The sequence below is a fragment of the Kluyvera fluvialis genome, from assembly GCF_059725275.1.
Genome location: NZ_AP046142.1, coordinates 2,578,672 through 2,595,150, shown reverse-complemented (window position 1 = coordinate 2,595,150; position 16,479 = coordinate 2,578,672). Strand labels below are relative to the sequence as shown.

Annotated in this window: 13 protein-coding genes; 9 read left to right on the top strand and 4 right to left on the bottom strand. The window is 49.9% G+C overall.

Annotation, left to right across the window (positions count from 1 at the left end; genetic code table 11):
• Positions 1 to 157 precede the first annotated feature (157 nt).
• The 5 genes from AC6I4B_RS12320 to AC6I4B_RS12300 all read left to right on the top strand — a co-directional run bounded on the left by AC6I4B_RS12320 (position 158) and on the right by AC6I4B_RS12300 (position 5,600).
• Entirely contained in the window at positions 158 to 1,150 is a 993-nt protein-coding gene (locus AC6I4B_RS12320; RefSeq protein ID WP_497772133.1) for a sensor domain-containing diguanylate cyclase, read from the top strand.
• An 86-nt stretch (positions 1,151 to 1,236) separates the two neighbouring features.
• Complete coding sequence (locus AC6I4B_RS12315) at positions 1,237 to 1,764, top strand: GNAT family N-acetyltransferase (RefSeq protein WP_497765465.1); 528 nt, start codon at positions 1,237 to 1,239, stop codon at positions 1,762 to 1,764.
• Positions 1,765 to 1,878: 114 nt separating this feature from the next.
• Entirely contained in the window at positions 1,879 to 3,330 is a 1,452-nt protein-coding gene (locus AC6I4B_RS12310) for a tagaturonate reductase (protein WP_497765463.1), read from the top strand.
• A 290-nt stretch (positions 3,331 to 3,620) separates the two neighbouring features.
• Positions 3,621 to 4,439 carry a hypothetical protein gene (locus tag AC6I4B_RS12305; protein ID WP_497765461.1) on the top strand — a complete coding sequence of 273 codons (819 nt, stop codon included), beginning with the start codon at positions 3,621 to 3,623 and terminating at the stop codon, positions 4,437 to 4,439.
• A gap of 246 nt (positions 4,440 to 4,685) precedes the next feature.
• Positions 4,686 to 5,600: a bestrophin family protein gene (locus tag AC6I4B_RS12300; RefSeq protein ID WP_497772132.1), complete on the top strand. Its 915-nt coding sequence runs from the start codon at positions 4,686 to 4,688 to the stop codon at positions 5,598 to 5,600.
• 489 nt (positions 5,601 to 6,089) lie between these two features.
• Here AC6I4B_RS12300 and AC6I4B_RS12295 read toward each other — a convergent pair whose 3' ends face one another.
• A complete protein-coding gene (locus tag AC6I4B_RS12295) occupies positions 6,090 to 7,046 on the bottom strand; it encodes a GlxA family transcriptional regulator (RefSeq protein WP_497765460.1) in 957 nt (318 codons plus the stop codon).
• Positions 7,047 to 7,270: 224 nt separating this feature from the next.
• Between AC6I4B_RS12295 and AC6I4B_RS12290 the strand changes: the two genes are divergently transcribed.
• A complete protein-coding gene (locus AC6I4B_RS12290) occupies positions 7,271 to 7,621 on the top strand; it encodes a PerC family transcriptional regulator (protein WP_497765458.1) in 351 nt (116 codons plus the stop codon).
• Here AC6I4B_RS12290 and AC6I4B_RS12285 read toward each other — a convergent pair.
• Complete coding sequence (locus AC6I4B_RS12285; RefSeq protein ID WP_497765456.1) at positions 7,618 to 8,421, bottom strand: helix-turn-helix domain-containing protein; 804 nt, start codon at positions 8,419 to 8,421, stop codon at positions 7,618 to 7,620. The genes AC6I4B_RS12290 and AC6I4B_RS12285 overlap by 4 nt on opposite strands.
• Positions 8,422 to 8,529: 108 nt before the next feature.
• Here AC6I4B_RS12285 and cfa point away from each other — a divergent pair, with 108 nt between their 5' ends.
• Entirely contained in the window at positions 8,530 to 9,684 is a 1,155-nt protein-coding gene (gene cfa / locus AC6I4B_RS12280; RefSeq protein ID WP_497765455.1) for a cyclopropane fatty acyl phospholipid synthase, read from the top strand.
• Between the two features lie 61 nt (positions 9,685 to 9,745).
• Here cfa and AC6I4B_RS12275 read toward each other — a convergent pair whose 3' ends face one another.
• Positions 9,746 to 10,789 carry a hypothetical protein gene (locus AC6I4B_RS12275; protein WP_497765454.1) on the bottom strand — a complete coding sequence of 348 codons (1,044 nt, stop codon included), beginning with the start codon at positions 10,787 to 10,789 and terminating at the stop codon, positions 9,746 to 9,748.
• A 250-nt stretch (positions 10,790 to 11,039) separates the two neighbouring features.
• Positions 11,040 to 12,353: a glycoside hydrolase family 10-like protein gene (locus tag AC6I4B_RS12270; RefSeq protein WP_497765453.1), complete on the bottom strand. Its 1,314-nt coding sequence runs from the start codon at positions 12,351 to 12,353 to the stop codon at positions 11,040 to 11,042.
• Positions 12,354 to 12,718: 365 nt separating this feature from the next.
• On the opposite strand from AC6I4B_RS12270, the gene AC6I4B_RS12265 reads away from it, so the two are divergent.
• Positions 12,719 to 15,925: a molybdopterin cofactor-binding domain-containing protein gene (locus AC6I4B_RS12265; protein ID WP_497765451.1), complete on the top strand. Its 3,207-nt coding sequence runs from the start codon at positions 12,719 to 12,721 to the stop codon at positions 15,923 to 15,925.
• 44 nt (positions 15,926 to 15,969) lie between these two features.
• The gene (locus tag AC6I4B_RS12260) at positions 15,970 to 16,428 is read left to right on the top strand and encodes a (2Fe-2S)-binding protein (RefSeq protein ID WP_497765450.1); all 459 of its coding nucleotides are present in this window, start codon (positions 15,970 to 15,972) and stop codon (positions 16,426 to 16,428) included.
• The last annotated feature ends 51 nt before the right edge of the window (positions 16,429 to 16,479 follow it).

Sequence of the window (16,479 nt, the reverse complement as noted above, 5' to 3'; positions counted from 1 at the left end):
AGTTTATTCCGAAAAACTATCGTTTTTGATAGCTTGCAACGACAGCGGCGGCTCAATATGATAGGGCGGGCGTCGTATCGGAATAATTTGTGTTATGAACACTTTTGGCAAACTAATCACGAATAATGGGGTAGCGGGAACCCAGTTTGTCAGACGTATGTATCTGATGCGGCTGCTCGGCACTTTTCTCTGTTTTCTTCCTATCTTTTCAGTGCTTACGGAACGTCATCAGCCGCAGCTTTTACTGCTGCTGTTGGCGGCCAATGCTTTTATCTGGCCTACGCTTGCGTATCTGCGCGCCAAACGTGCACCGGTTCCACGGCAGGCTGAGTTTCAGAACCTGCTATTCGATGCAGCAGCCGGTGGTTTTTGGATTGCGATGATGGCGCTTAATCCGCTGCCTTCGGTGACGATCGCCACGATCCTGCTGGCGGATCGCCTCTCGGCGGGCGGCATTCCCTTAATGCGCAAAGCGGCGATAATCTTGTTGGGCGTGTTTCTGGTTAGTTGGTTGTCTTGCGGGATGCCGCTTTACGCTGCTGTTTCGCAGCAAACCATGCTGGCTACGCTGCCGCTGATTTCCCTCTATGTGCTGGCACTTAGCCTGCTGACGGACAGCATCGCCGTTAAACTGCGTCTTAAAAGCCAGGAACTTGAGCGCATTGCAATGCTTGATCCACTGCTGGATATTGCCAATCGCCGCTTACTGGAACAGCGTATTGACTGGGAGCTGATCCGCCTGAAACAGCAGTGTGGCCATTCACTGCTGATGTTTATCGATCTCGACAATTTCAAAGAAATTAACGACCGTTACGGGCATAAAGTGGGGGATGCGATGCTGAAAACGGTGTCGCAGATTTTACAAGTTGCCACGCGCGCCACCGATACGCCCGCGCGTTTAGGCGGGGATGAGTTTGTTATACTCCTGCCGCGCACGACGCTTGAAGAAGGGCGCGCGATTGCGCAGCGGATTATGGATGCCACGGCAGTGGTAACCGACAGGCCGGGGAACCAGCAGACCATCACGCTCAGTATCGGGATTGCAGACGCTTTGCCGGAGATGCACGAAGTTGCCGACTGGCTGCAAGCGGCAGACACGGCGTTGTACGAAGCTAAACGTCGCGGTAAGAACCAAATTTTCGCCCATTAAGGTATAAGAAAACGCAATGGCAACGGTTATTGCGTTATCAAATAGTTAACGTAATAGTGGAGCTTTCTTCATCACGAGAGCGCGCCATGACCCTTTCTTTTACGCTACACACTTTTTCCGATGCCGATATTCTTGCTCATCTGGATGGACTGACCGACGTCCTGATGGACTGCGTTAATGGCGGCGCATCGGTGAGTTTTATGCTGCCTTTTTCGCAAGATAGCGCGCAGGCTTTTTGGCGTCGCTGTGCTGCCAGCGTGGCGCGTAATGAACGTGTGGTATTGGTAGCGAAAGATGCCCGGCAGCAGGTGATCGGCACGGTGCAGCTCATCATCGACCAGCCAGAAAACCAACCGCATCGTGCGGATGTCGCCAAGTTGTTGGTGCACGCTCGTGCCCGTCGTGGCGGTGTTGCGCGGGCGTTAATGCAGCAATTGGAAGACGTTGCCGCCGATGCACACAAAACGGTGTTGGTGCTGGATACCGCAACAGGCAGCGGCGCAGAGCATTTCTATCAGCAATGCGGTTGGCAAAAAGTGGGCGAAATCCCGCGTTATGCGCTGATGCCCGACGGTGAGTTAACGGCAACCTCAATTTTTTACAAATTTTTATAAACTCGCCATTTCTTCTCTCAGTTTTGATCAAAACAGGGTTTCATAAGAGGAAAATCTGATAAGTTATTGGACCAATTTAGCAGGTTGTATGACTAATCCAGAAAGGAACCCATTGTGAAAACACTGAACCGTCATGATTTCCCCGGAGCCAAATACCCTGAACGTATTATCCAGTTTGGCGAAGGAAACTTCCTGCGCGCGTTTGTTGACTGGCAGGTAGACCTGCTGAATGAACACACTGACCTAAATTCTGGTGTGGTTATCGTTCGCCCAATCGCGACCGACTTTCCACCGTCACTCAGCACTCAGGATGGCCTGTACACCACAATCATTCGCGGTTTGAATGAAGAGGGTGAAGCGGTTAGCGATGCTCGCCTGATTCGTTCCGTCAATCGTGAGATCAGTGCTTACAGCGACTACGCAGAGTTCCTGAAATTGGCTCATAACCCGGAAATGCGCTTCGTGTTTTCCAACACCACCGAAGCGGGCATCAGCTATCATGCCGGTGACAAATTTGATGATGCGCCAGCGGTGAGTTATCCGGCAAAACTGACGCGTCTGCTGTTCGAGCGTTTTAGCCACTTTAACGGCGCTGCTGATAAAGGCTGGGTGATCATTCCGTGCGAGCTTATCGACTATAACGGCGAAGCGCTGCATGAACTGGTGGTTCGTTATGCGCAAGAGTGGGCGCTGCCTACAGAATTCATGGCTTGGCTGAATGAATCCAACGTTTTCTGCTCGACGCTGGTTGACCGCATTGTGACCGGCTACCCACGAGACGAAGCGGAAAAACTGGAGTCTGAACTCGGTTATAAAGACGGTTTCCTGGATACGGCTGAGCACTTCTACCTGTTTGTTATCCAGGGGCCGAAATCGTTGGCCAGCGAACTGCGTCTGGACAAACTGGCGCTGAACGTCCTGATTGTTGACGACATCAAGCCGTATAAAGAGCGTAAAGTCGCGATTCTTAACGGTGCGCACACCGCGCTGGTGCCTGTCGCATTCCTGGCGGGTATTGATACCGTTGGCGAAGCAATGAATGACGCGGAAATTTGCGCATTCGTCGAAAAGGCGATTCACCAGGAAATCATCCCAGTGCTGGATCTGCCAAAAGACGAGCTGGAATCTTTTGCCAGCGCTGTGACTGGGCGTTTTCGCAACCCGTACATTAAGCACCAGTTGCTGTCTATCGCGCTGAATGGGATGACGAAATTCCGTACTCGTATTCTGCCGCAGTTACTGGCAGGGCAGAAGGCAACCGGTAAATTACCTGCGCGTCTGACCTTTGCATTGGCGGCGCTGATTGCTTTCTATCGTGCAGAACGTCACGGTGAAGCCTATCCCGTACAAGACGACGCGCACTGGATTGAGCGTTATCAGCAACTGTGGGCGCAGCATCGTGGTCAGCAAATCAGCACAGGTGATTTAGTTAGCGCGGTGCTTTCCGTTAGCGAGCACTGGGAACAAGATCTTACACAGGTTTCTGGATTGGTCGAACAAGTCACCGCCGATCTCGACGCTATTCTGGCGAAGGGGATGCGTGAGGCAGTAAAACCACTGTGCTAATGGCGCCACAACGCGAATTTAACCCGGCCTTTGCCGGGTTTTTTATGACATAAGCAGAGCAAAATAGACTTATTAGTTACAACATACTTATTATTTTAAACCTCCTCAACATATGAAACAACGGAGAGCTAATTAAGTCATGGAGAAAATGCCTCTACCAGAAGGTCTATAGCGCAATCGGCGCGATTTTATTGAATCAGTTTCGTTGCTGAGTAGGGTTAAACGCTGATAGTAATAATCGACACTGTAAATATGATGAGAGAGCAAGTGTTCCATTAACGAGGCTTATTATGATTGTTTCAAATGAATCAAATGCATTAGCAGTGGGCGATTTTGGCGAGCTATCTTTTAACGACGTCACCCCTCTTACGCATCAGGAACAGGGGGAGTTGGCTAACATCGTTAACGACCCACAAAGTAAGGGTTTTTATTCATGGCTTAACTCTTTAATCAACAGACTCTTAGGTATTTTTGGTGAAAAGCTATCGCCAGGTCAATTAAATCGGGGCCTGGATAAGATTTTTTCAGAAGAAAATGGATGGCAGCATAAAGGACGTTTCGAAGTAGGGGGAGTGGATCAGACTCTCTTCAGGGAAAAACAATTTGCCGGGAATACCTATGTCGTTTGCGCCACGACTCATGACTTACCAGAGTCTGATTCTATCGCAGCACATATGTCGGGCGGCCGCTCTCTTATCCAAACATATACCGCATTAGCTGATGCGTATCCACAAGGTTCGGTAAAAGCGCTAATACCCATCGCTCAGAGCAATACCTATGGACCATTTGGTGCGCGTGGGCATTTTACTTTGTTAGAAGTAGACATCAATAATGGCATGATAAAAAACGCCGTTCTTCATGACTCTAAAGGTGGTTTTGTTGATACGTTTTATGACGGTGCTGGTCGTTTAACAGAAACCCTTCGCAAGGCGAATCTGGTTAGTGATGATTTTTCTGTGGCTGTCGAACATCGTGGGGAGCAATCCCTGTTAAATGGTAATGATTGTGGTCGTTTTGCCGCCTACTATGCAGCTCAAATTGCCACTGACGGAAATGTGGATAATGCTAACAAAAAAGACGCAGGTGCGTTTTTTAAAAAGCATTTTTAACGATTCATTTGATGACTCTGTTGCAACAACAGAGGAGTAACAGGTGTAGGCGCTCCGTGAGCGTGGGCACTACACCTGAAATTACCAACCTGGGGACGCGAGTTCCCGGGGTGAAACGAGAGTGACGGAAATTTCGACGGTTCCGCCGTAGAACCTCTGCTAAACAAAATGAAAGTGAGAGATTGGCTTGAATACATGACGAAGATCACGTTTAATAAACAACTTATTAACCTGATTGAAAAAAACATGATCGTTCGTCCTCACCAGCATTGGCTGGCCCGCATTTTAGTCTGGCACGGCTCCGTTTTACCAAAAATCATCTCCCGGTTGTTGCTCAACTTCCTGTTGTCGATAGTGGTTATCCTTATTCTGCCGTGGTATTCATCGCTGGGTATTAAGCTGACGGTCGCGCCGTTCAGCATTCTCGGGGTGGCTATCGCTATCTTCCTCGGTTTTCGTAATAACGCCTGTTACGCCCGCTATGTCGAGGCTCGCCAGTTGTGGGGGCAATTAATGATAGCTTCACGTTCTTTGCTGCGAGAAGTGAAAAATACGCTGCATACCGATGCCCACCTGAGCGAATTTGTCGGTTTACAAATTGCTTTCGTGCACTGCCTGCGGCTAACGCTTCGCCGCCAGCCGACGAGTGTTGTACTTGAAAAATACCTCTCCAAAGCGCATTTAGCGCAGGTTTTAGCCGCACAATCACCGGCTAACCGCATCTTGCTGATTATGGGGGAGTGGCTGGCGGAACGCCGCCGCGCGGGCGCGCTATCGGATATCCTGTTTCACAGTCTAAATATTCGCCTTAATGATATGTCTATCGTCCTCGCGGGCTGCGAACGAATCCAGAACACGCCAGTGCCGTTTGCTTATTCGCTGATTTTGCACCGTACTGTGTACCTGTTCTGCATCATGCTGCCGTTTGCTCTGGTGGTTGACCTGCATTACATGACGCCCTTTGTGTCAGTGCTTATTTCTTATACCTTTATCGCATTGGACACTCTGGCGGAAGAACTAGAAGAACCTTTCGGTATGGAAAATAATGACTTACCGCTGGATGCCATCTGTAACGCCATCGAGATTGATTTACTGCAAATGAACGATGAATCGCAGATACCAACCCGGATAACCGCCGATAAGCACTATCAATTAACCTAATTTGAGGATCTGCTCGCTCTGCGGGCAGGAAATTGCCCGACAACTCATTCTATTTGTGCTAAACGAGGCCAAAGGTCAAAAATGATCACGCATCTACTGGCATACTCGTGTCCGTAACCCAGCCCGTAATCTTTATGATGAATTCATCGTGGCGGATGATTACGTACGATAATGTGTTACGCTTTAGCCACAATGTGCAGAATAAATCATTAAGGTTTTCCGTGTTTAATGGTTACATCGACATAGGGAGAATCAAGATGGAAAAGAGAATCGAAACCGCCGTTAACATTATCGTGTTCATTTCACTGTTTGCCACGGCCTGGGACTTATCATTAGTTCGCGCCTTCAACTGGTAAGCTGAACATCCGGTTCGGGCGCAGAAACTGCTGTGCTCTTGTACAACGTGCGAACCACCCAATAATCAACGGCTTTTAGGCTAATTACCCACAAGGTTGTGCACCGTTTCTGTGGATAACATTGCCTTTCCATTTACACCCGCGCGCCCTGAAACGTTTTCCGCCATTCACCGGGGCTGACGCCCAGTTTCTCACGAAAAACCTGCCGAAAAGTAATCGAGGACTGGAAACCAGACTGTTCCGCTACTCGTTCAATCGGCAGCGAACTGCTCTCCAGCAGAACCTGGCTGCGCCGAAGCCGCTCTGTGGTTATCCATTCACCAATCGACATTCCCGTCGCTTTTTGAAAATGACGAGTTAACGTCCGGCGGCTCATGGCGGTTCGTTGTGCCAGGGAATCAATATTATGCGTCTGTTCAACGTTGTGCTGTAAGTACTCCAGCAACTGATTGATGCGCTGATCGCTGGTGCTGTGCGGCACTACCTGCTCAATGTATTGCGCCTGGCCGCCTTCACGGTAGGGTGGAGTGACCATTTTGCGAGCAATTTGGTTGGCGACATTCGCCCCGAACCGCTGGCGAATAACGTACAGGCAGCAGTCCATCGCCGCCGCCGTTCCTGCGGAGGTAATCAACCCGTCATCATCGGTATACAGCACGTTAACGTCGAGCTTCACCTGGGGGAAAAGGCGCTGGAAATCTTTCTCAAACTCCCAGTGCGTTGCCGCGCGGCGGTTATCGAGCAGGCCAGCATAGGCCAGAGCAAAAGCGCCAAGACACAGGCCAACCAGCGTTGCACCATTATCACGTGCGGCAATCAGCGCGTTCAGTAGTGCAGTTGATGGTTTTTCATCCACATGACGCCAGAACGGAACGACAACAATGTCACACTGCGCCAGCACAGAAAAATCATCCTCGGCTTGCACCGCTGTGCCTTCTTTCGACCACACCAGCCCTGGCGTTTGTGCACAAATACGGCGCATAAAGCGGGGTTTATCACCTGCGCTAGCGCCAAACAAAATGAGCGGGACGGAAAAGTGAAAGGTACTAAATCCTTCACTGGCAACAATGCCGACGGTGGTAGTGGCCATCACTCTGTTTCCTTGTATCCTGCCGTTGTCTGAAAGACAACTTTCGGTGGAATTGGGCCAACTTTTGTGCCGAATAATGCCCTTAAGGCATAGTAATCATGAAAAATAAGTATAGAAATGACGGGGTAATAGGCATAGACAAGATAGTTAATTTATATTTATTATGTGAATAAGATAAGCCATGCGCGTATTCGTGTTACTCATTCACTTGTGGGTTTTCAATTATGACTGCAGAAGTTAATTCTCTAATTATGCTTGCTCAGCTAAACGAAGCTAAAGGATTTTATCGCCGTGCGCTGCGTATCTGGCAAGAAATATCCACCAGCTTTCTTGCTGATAGAGAACAGTGCCATCTGGCCAGGGAAAAAATAAATGATTGCAACCTTCAACTGCAAATGAAATCCACTAGTGAGATTGCTCCTTGTAACTCCAAGAAAAAAGATGTTGAGCGCGATAAGATAAAAATCAGGCAACTCCTCCGTCAGGGGTATAGCATTAAAGAAATTCAGCATATGACTGGAAGATCCAGTGCATTTATCTATAAATATAATCCCAGAGGTAAATCCATCCGTTAATAACAGGATGGGGGCACACCCAACGCCTGACGAAATGCATAGCTAAATGCCGCCGTGCTGGAATAGCCGACTTCCAACGCCACGGCGGTAACATTTTTATTTTTCTTCAGGAAAATTACTGATTCAAGAATACGCATTTTTTGCTTCCACGCGCTAAAGGGCATCCCAGTTTCTTTCTTAAAATGACGCGAGAACGTACGAGGCGACATGCCAAGTTGGCTGGCCCAATACTCCATCGAATGCTCTAACCCAGGCGACTCCTGAATGGTTCTGCACACCTTCATTAAGGTCGTGTTTTGCGGCCAGGGGAGCATCAGTTCGACTTCCGGTAGCTGCAAAATCACATCAATTAGCACACTGACAAGCCGTCCCTCTTTGCCATCAATATCGTAGCGCTCTGGCGTTTTAGTGGTGGCATAATGGATAAATTCGCGAACAAAATCACTGATTGCCACCACTTTACACTCATCAATTGGTTCAGGCAGAAAGTCCGCTTCGATATCCAGATTCTCCAGATACACGTCATCTAACGCCCACACCGCATGGGGAGTATTGTGCGGGATCCAGATGCCATAGTGGGCGGGAATCACCCAGCATTTCCCCGCAACATCAATACGCATACTGCCTTTACGGGCAAAGTGAAACTGGGCAAACGAATGGCTATGCTGGTCAACGTGGTTGTTGGCTTCCAGCACGTAAGAGCGAAAATAGACCGACTGCGGCAGCTCTTTCATCGAGTCATCTTGCGATGAAATCCACTGTTTGGCTTGGCCTGGTGTAAAAGAAGGGCGGTCATCCATTGTGATGGCGTCTATTCGATAAATATTGTCCTCGCATCATAATACATACCATCACGTTATCAATAATAATCTTCGCCATCGTATACACACTGTTTATGGAAAGAGATCATGGCCACCGTTTGCTCAGACGTTATAAATATTGATGAATTAAATGATAACTGGTCGCGGATGGGTAACGACCTGCTCAGTCAGGCCGATATTAAGATTAACGGATCGCGGCCATGGGATATTCAGATCCATCATTCGGACTTCTTCAAGCGCGTATTTCGCCAGGGTTCTTTAGGCCTCGGGGAAAGCTATATGGAAGGATGGTGGGATTGTGAGCGTTTGGATATTTTATTTTGCAAAATTCTTGAAGCCAAACTCGATAAAAAAATGCCGGGCAATCTGAAAGATATTTTACGCATTGCCAGTGCTCGGTTATTTAATCTCCAGTCTCGTAACCGCTCATGGATTGTGGGTAAAGAACATTACGATATCGGTAATGATCTGTTTGCGCTGATGCTGGATCCGCACATGCAGTATTCTTGTGGTTACTGGAAAGAAGCAAAATCACTGGAAGAGGCGCAAAACGCCAAATTAAAAATGATTTGTGAAAAGTTGCAGCTTAAACCAGGCATGACCTTGCTGGATATTGGCTGTGGTTGGGGTGGGCTTGCCGCCTACGCGTCGCGTAATTATGGCGTTAGCGTAGAGGGGGTGACGATTTCCCGTGAACAACAAAAAATGGCGCAGCAACGCTGCGAAGGTGAGGATGTCACCATCCTGCTTCAGGATTATCGAGATCTGAATAAAACCTACGATCGCATCGTTTCTGTCGGTATGTTTGAGCACGTCGGGCCGAAAAACTACGACACCTATTTCAGCGTGGTCGATCGTTGCCTGAAATCTGACGGCTTATTCTTGCTGCACACCATTGGTAGCAACCAGACAGGGGTTAACGTTGATCCGTGGATCAATAAATACATCTTCCCGAACGGCTGCCTGCCATCGATTCGCCAGATTGCGAATGTCAGTGAATCACGCTTAATCATGGAGGATTGGCACAACTTTGGTAGTGATTACGACAAAACGCTGATGGCATGGCACCAGCGTTTTAACGCTGCATGGCCAGAGTTAGCGCCGCAATATACGCCGCGTTTCCGCCGGATGTTTAACTACTATCTGTGTGCTTGTGCCGGGGCGTTCCGCGCCAGAGATATTGAACTGTGGCAGGTGCTTTTCAGCCGTGGTACTCAGGGTGGAATGTACGTGTACCGTTAGATTAATATTACGCTGGCCGCCGAGTGGCGGCCTTTATTTAAACGTTGCGCTGCAACCTTTTTTAAAAAATTTCCTCAGGCGAGTGGAAATTCAAACTCATAAAAGCCGTGCCGTTTCTGAAATCAGAGACGGTTATATCACATTTCGTGTATTCCCATTCCTGTCTGGTCTGGTCATAGATAGGGAGTCCAACGCCAGACCATGTTGAGGTGATATCGTCACCTATTAGTGTGTGGTTTACTGGCGACTCTTGTGGTAGCGAGGTGCGGCATAGTAATTGCGTAACTAATGTATACGGTATTTCTGTTTTATGCAGTAGCCCTACCACGGGTTCAGCACCGATGATATTGATGTCTCCACTTGCACTGCGGATACCCAGGACGAGATTATTGGGCACGATAGACATAAATCCTTGATTGCAGACCGATACAATGCGGTTGATGTCGGTATCGTTAAAATCCTCTATTTTATCTATATTCTGAGGATGTGATGAGTTGACATTACTTTGCGTAATATCGTTTTCCTGGTTGTTTGTCCGGGCGGCTAAGATATTCGCGAGGGTAGATAAACTGTTATTATCGAGATAGTGAGGTTCCTGACCATTTTCAACACGATAGTTTATGGTTGTATTTGCGTTAAAACCCCGCTTCTGATCTGCCAGGAATGTATCAATTTCTTTTTCTGGCAAACATTTTTTATAAGATATAGAAGCCGGATAGATAACCCCTTCATTCTGAAAATGCTGAGCATCCAGATGAACATTCATGCAGATTGTCAGCAGTAGAGGATAAGGAATGCTGGCCTCCTTTCCATATGGAGAACGCAATACAGCGGTCCTTTTATCAGGATCGACGGACAGACTTATGCCATCTCTCAGCGTAATGCTCTGCCGAGTATGTTCTATCATTATTGTGTGCAAATGCTCTGACAGTTCTTTAGCAAAGGATTCAGAATATTTTGAGTCAGTGGGACGAATCCCTATATATGAGAGAATTAAATCGACTAATCGTGCAATAGGTGACATCTGCTCACGCCTGTCACTCCGGGCAGATTCAATAAAATCAGACACTGGTTTGAAGGCCACTGTATTTGTATTTATTTCCATCTGTTATTTTCTCATATATGGAGGGGGAGATCGGTCAAATCCTAATGGAAATTCTCATTCGAGATTTTTACATTTCTTGAATATAAAAACACACAGGTGATTACCGTATTTCCCCGTGCTTACCTCCAGATAACCGATGAACCTGACTACGTTGCTGTTTGTTAATGAAAAGGCCGTGGAGACACAACAAATATTGCGCATCTACGGCCTTTACTATAGGTAATTAATTGTCCACAACTACTATGGGGAATTAATTGCCCCAACGGCTTTTTAGGTAATCGACAGCCTGTTGAGTTTGCGGCTGTTCAAGATAGGCTTCACGGAACAGAATCGTGCCATCAATATTGGCTACCGACTCGTTAAAGTCGATCTGTTTTTTCAGTTCCGGCACGCCGCCTTCAATCGCCCAGTCTGGCTCATTCTTCGACGGTTCACCTATTTTGTACAACGCGATGCCGATATATAACCGGGTATTGGTCGGTTTCACTACGTCGGCCCACCATTTTGCCAGCACGTCATAACGCGCAGCGTCGCGAGCAAAGGGCCAGTACAACTGCGGGGCAATGTAATCCAGCAAGCCTTGTTGCACCCACTGGCGGGTGTCGGCGTAAGATTCATCATATGCCGCTGCGCCGCGCGTATCTGACCCTGCCGGATCGTGCGAGCGATTACGCCATACGCCTGCCGGGCTGACGCCAAATTCGACATTCGGGTTTAACTGCTTAATAGTGTAAGAAACCTTTGCAATCAACTGCTGGGTATTATATCGACGCCAGTCGGCTTTCGAGGCAAAACCCTGTCCGTACTGGCGGAATGTCGCGTTATCGTTCATCACGGAACGTGGCGATTCGCTATAGAAATAATCATCAAACTGTATGCCATCGACGTCGTAGCGCGACACCACTTCTGCCACGATGCGAGTTATCCAGTCACGTGCTTCAGAAATACCGGGATCAACCACGAAGCGATCACCCGCTGTGCGGATCCAATCGCGGTGCTGCACGTACACGCTCGGCGGCGTCATCGACATCGTGCTATTAAGTTCTGCAATGGTTGAGGGTTTCGTATTGACTGAAACGCGATACGGGTTAAACCATGCATGAACTTTCATCCCGCGCTTGTGCGCTTCGTCGAGGACAAATTGCAGCGGATCGTAGCCCGGATACTCGCCGATATTGCCGGTTAGCATGTCTGACCAGGGCAAAATGTCAGATTTCCAGAGCGCCGTACCGTCTGGTTTTACCTGGAAGAAAACAGTGTTGATGCCCAGACTTTTGAGCTTATCGAGTTTATAGGTCAGTGCCGTTTGCTGTTGGATAGCGCGCGCTGACGCGCTCACCACGTTAATCGAACTCATTGGCGGCCAATCGAGGCGAGATACGGTGGTCAGCCACACGCCACGCATCGGCTGTGGGTTATGCTGATTTTTGCCGTGATTGACCGTCGATGACGGGGTGGTTGGCGATTTGGTATCACAGCTCACCAATAAAAGTGCGGCGGCAATCAATGCGCCAGCCTTTTTCACCGTTACCAGGCGGGAAAAACGAAAAGAACGAAATGTCATAGAGGCCATTATTCGGGTTATCACGAGTGGGGGACATTTTCGTACTATTCGCGGCGAAGTCAATTACCTGGCGCGTATCAAATATCGTCTTTAGGGATAGGCTAACGCTTATGCCGCATGAATTATTATTTTGATAATCGATGATTATTACTTTGAGAATATCCGCATTGCCAGGCACACAATACCGCTGCTTTTTATCCTTTGAGTAAAACAACTCCGCTTCTGAGTGCTGTTTTCCGCGCGCTTAATCACAAAAACACACGCTAACAGCCACCTCTTTGATTTCTGGCACAAATCTTGGATTTATCAGTGCCGATGGGCTTCTCCCGTGAGTGACTTACCGGTTTGATAATAAGGGGAACGTTATGTGTGCTTTGCGTTCAGCGTCGCCAGGACGCGTGGATGGATTGGCAAAGGTCAAAGGAACCGCCATTTACGGCGATGATATCACCCTGCCAGATATGCTCTACGGCGTCTGCCGTTATGCGGATATTCCGGCAGGTAAAGTTGAGCAACTCGACTTAAGCGAAGCGCTGGCGGTCGAGGGGGGGGTTAAAATCGCCACCTGGCAGGATATCCCCGGTACGCCGGTGGTTGGCATTATCGTCAAAGATTACCTGCCAATCATTAAAGATGAGGTGGTTTTTCACGGCGACGTTATCGCTGTGGTCGCGGCCACAACCTACGAAGCGGCGTGCGAGGCCGCCGATAAAATCCGCGTGCGTTATACGCCATACGCGCCGTTAACCGATGTTGAAGCCGCGCTTGCGCCAGATGCACGCCGCATTCACCCCGAGCGCAGCGACAACATTGCCGCGCATCATCACACTATCAAAGGGGATGTTGAAAAAGGCTTTGCGCAATCACGCCATATTCTGGAACGGGAATATGAAGTGGGTTTTCAGGAGCACGCTTATATTGAACCCGAAGTAGTGCTGAGCTGGCTTGACCCTACAGACGGCAGTCTGGTCATTTCTGGCTCTATTCAAAACCCGCACCGCGTTCGCAGTTTTGTCGCTAAGTTTATGGGCTGCCCGCAAAGCCTGATTAACGTCAAACGCGCTGTGATGGGCGGCTCGTTCGGCGGTAAAGATGATGTAATTGACCATTTGGCCTGCCGCTCGGCGCTGCTAACTCGCCTGACCGGGCGGCCGGTGAAATTCGCCTATACCCGCGAACAGTCGATTATTGAAAGCTGCAAACGCCACCCGTACAAGATGAAATATAAAGTCGGGTTAGACGACAACGGTCATATTCAGGCGATGCAGGTGAAGATTCTGGCGGACAGCGGCGGCTATGCGGCGTCATCGCCGTTTGTCACCTGGCGCTCGTCGGTGCAGGCCGCTGGGCCATATGCCATTCCGAACGTGTATATCGACGTTACGGCGGTGTACACCAACAACAGTTACACCTCCGCAATGCGGGGTTTTGGTTCGCCGCAGGTGGTTTATGCGAATGAATCACTGATGGATGAAATTGCCGAGTACCTGAATATGTCGCCGGTCACCGTGCGTGAGATAAACGCCTTACGTCAGGGAGATGCGTCTGTTACCGGCCAGGTGTTTGATCAACATACCGTTTCTGCGCATGAAGTGCTGAAAAAAGCAGCCGCTTCGGCGGAGTTTATGGCGAAACGCAAACACTACCATGTGCTTAACGAAAGGGGCGGCGTTTACCGTTACGGCATCGGCCTGGCGTTGAGCTATCGCGGTTGCTCGATTGGTGCTGAGGGGGTTGATACCTCAACGGCGCTGATTCAGGTCAACGAAGACGGCAGCGTTAACCTGTCTACCTCGGTGTCGGAAAACGGCCAGGGGCTGCAAACGACGATGTCGTTGATTGCCGCTGAAGCGTTTGGCATCGAGATGGGCGAAATTCACTTCATGGAACCGCCAACGTCAGTTATCGGCGACGGCGGTTCTACGGCGGCAACACGTGGAACGATGGTTGGCGGCGGGGCGATCCTGGATGCCGCGCGCAAAATCAAACAACGCATTCTCGGTGTGGTTGGCGAGAGCATCGGAGCCACTCAACTGGAAGATACGCTCTGGCAAGACGGCTTTATTATCAACAAACACGACACTCGCCAGCGTATTGACTTCAAAACGGCGGTCAATAAAACGAAATGGGCCAGCGTCAGCTTGACGGAGTACGGCTGGTTTGTGCCGCCGCCGATTCACTGGGATGAAGAAAAAGGCTGCGGCAGCCCGTACTTTACCTGGGTTTATGGCTGTCAGGTGGCGGAAGTGCGGGTGAACACCAGCACCGGTAAAACCGATTTACTGCACGTTACCGCCGCGCACGATGTTGGCCAGGTGATCAACCCTGTTGGGTTTGAAGGGCAGGTCTGCGGCGGCGTGGCGCAAGGCTTCGGCTATGCGCTGTTAGAAGATTTCAACATTGAAAACGGGCAGGTGAAATCCGAGAACTTTGACAGCTACCTGTTGCCAACCATCAAAGATATCCCGCCGATTACCGTTATCGGCGTTGAAAACCCGGATAACGCCGGGCCGCTGGGCGCAAAAGGGATTGGCGAACCGGCTACCGAGCTGGTGGCAGCGGCCATCAACAACGCAGTGAGTTTTGCCCTGGGGACACGGTTTAATAAACTGCCGTTGACGCTGGAACAGGTGATTTTGGGCTACAACCTGAAAAAACCGGCTCGCCAGAGTGAATTGATGATCGAGCCGGAGAATAAAAAACAGGTATTACGCCTGACGGATGTCACCGTTACGCGGCCTAAAACGCTGGCAGAGGCGCTGGAACTGTTAAAAAGTGACGGTGTCACGGCTATTGCAGGCGGCACAGACGTGATTGTGCAGGGCCGTATGCAAACCCGCGCCATGAAACTGGTTGATATCTCACGCCTTAGTGAGCTAACGCAGGTGATGGAAGATGCCCAAACGCACGAAGTGTCGATCGGTGCGGCGGTGACGTTTAACCGGATTACCGACCATCCGTTGCTGCGCGAGCGTTATCCGCTGTTGGTTCAGGCTTGCCACACGGTGGGATCTCACCAGATTCGTAACCGGGCGACGATTGGCGGCAATATCGTCAACGCCGCGCCTTGCGGTGACTCAATTCCTCCCGCCATTCTCTACGACGCCAGCATTGAACTGCAATCTCATCGCGGCGTTCGCCGGATGTCTCTGGGCGAGTTTCTGCTCTCAGGTTACAAAACCCAACGTGAAGCAGATGAACTCTTAACCCGGGTTATCCTGCCGCCACCGGCGAAACCAGGCGCCAAAGGTCTTTACCATCAGTTGGGCCGCCGTAATGCGCTGAACATTACGCGTCAAAGCCTGACCGCGCTGCTGGAATTTGCCGACGACGGTACGGTTAGCTACTGCCGGTTGGTCGATGGTGCGCTGTTCAGCAAACCTCAGCGTTTGCTGGATGTTGAGCGCTGCCTGTTGGGCCAACCGCTAAACCAGGAAACCATTGATAGCGCCTGTGAGGTGCTCGATAAGCTGATTTATGCCGCCATCGGCAAACGTTGGTCTGCGGCCTATAAGCAACCGGTGTTTATCCGCATGTTCCGCGACATGATGGCGCAAGCATCAGAAAAATAACCATTGAGGACAGGGCGCCAGCGCGCCCTGCAAAGGATAGAGCCATGAGCACAATCAAAGTCAAGGTCAACGGCAAACTGGTAGAAGCCAGGGTGGAAGGCAATATGCGTCTGCTGGATCTGGTGCGCAACACGCTACGGCTAACCGCCACCAAAGAAGGCTGCGCCATTGGCGAGTGCGGCGCGTGTACGGTCATTATGGACGGTAACGCCGTCTGTTCTTGCATGGTGCTGGCCGAGCAGTGCGATGAAGCAGAGATCACCACGCTTGAAGGGCTGAACGATAACCCGATCACGCAGAAATTACAGAATGCGTTTATCGAAAAAGGTGGCGTGCAGTGCGGTTTTTGTACCCCTGGCGTGCTGGTCAGCACCACGGCGTTGCTGGAGAAAGAGCCTCAGCCGAGCGACGAACAGCTTAAAGACGTTCTGGAGGGCAATATCTGCCGTTGCACCGGCTATCAGCCTATTCTCAACTCGATTCACCACGCGTTAAAATCCTGAACGGAATAATAAAAAAGCCGGGCGTTATCACATCGCCCGGCTGCAAATCCC

What these genes read in the sequence shown, in the direction of transcription:
- AC6I4B_RS12320 (WP_497772133.1), top strand. Translation starts at nt 158, where the DNA reads ATGTATCTGATGCGGCTGCTCGGCACTTTTCTCTGTTTTCTTCCTATC.
- AC6I4B_RS12315 (WP_497765465.1), top strand. Translation starts at nt 1,237, where the DNA reads ATGACCCTTTCTTTTACGCTACACACTTTTTCCGATGCCGATATTCTT.
- AC6I4B_RS12305 (WP_497765461.1), top strand. Translation starts at nt 3,621, where the DNA reads ATGATTGTTTCAAATGAATCAAATGCATTAGCAGTGGGCGATTTTGGC.
- AC6I4B_RS12300 (WP_497772132.1), top strand. Translation starts at nt 4,686, where the DNA reads ATGATCGTTCGTCCTCACCAGCATTGGCTGGCCCGCATTTTAGTCTGG.
- AC6I4B_RS12295 (WP_497765460.1), bottom strand. Translation starts at nt 7,046, where the DNA reads ATGGCCACTACCACCGTCGGCATTGTTGCCAGTGAAGGATTTAGTACC.
- AC6I4B_RS12290 (WP_497765458.1), top strand. Translation starts at nt 7,271, where the DNA reads ATGACTGCAGAAGTTAATTCTCTAATTATGCTTGCTCAGCTAAACGAA.
- AC6I4B_RS12285 (WP_497765456.1), bottom strand. Translation starts at nt 8,421, where the DNA reads ATGGATGACCGCCCTTCTTTTACACCAGGCCAAGCCAAACAGTGGATT.
- cfa (WP_497765455.1), top strand. Translation starts at nt 8,530, where the DNA reads ATGGCCACCGTTTGCTCAGACGTTATAAATATTGATGAATTAAATGAT.
- AC6I4B_RS12275 (WP_497765454.1), bottom strand. Translation starts at nt 10,789, where the DNA reads ATGGAAATAAATACAAATACAGTGGCCTTCAAACCAGTGTCTGATTTT.
- AC6I4B_RS12270 (WP_497765453.1), bottom strand. Translation starts at nt 12,353, where the DNA reads ATGACATTTCGTTCTTTTCGTTTTTCCCGCCTGGTAACGGTGAAAAAG.
- AC6I4B_RS12265 (WP_497765451.1), top strand. Translation starts at nt 12,719, where the DNA reads ATGTGTGCTTTGCGTTCAGCGTCGCCAGGACGCGTGGATGGATTGGCA.
- AC6I4B_RS12260 (WP_497765450.1), top strand. Translation starts at nt 15,970, where the DNA reads ATGAGCACAATCAAAGTCAAGGTCAACGGCAAACTGGTAGAAGCCAGG.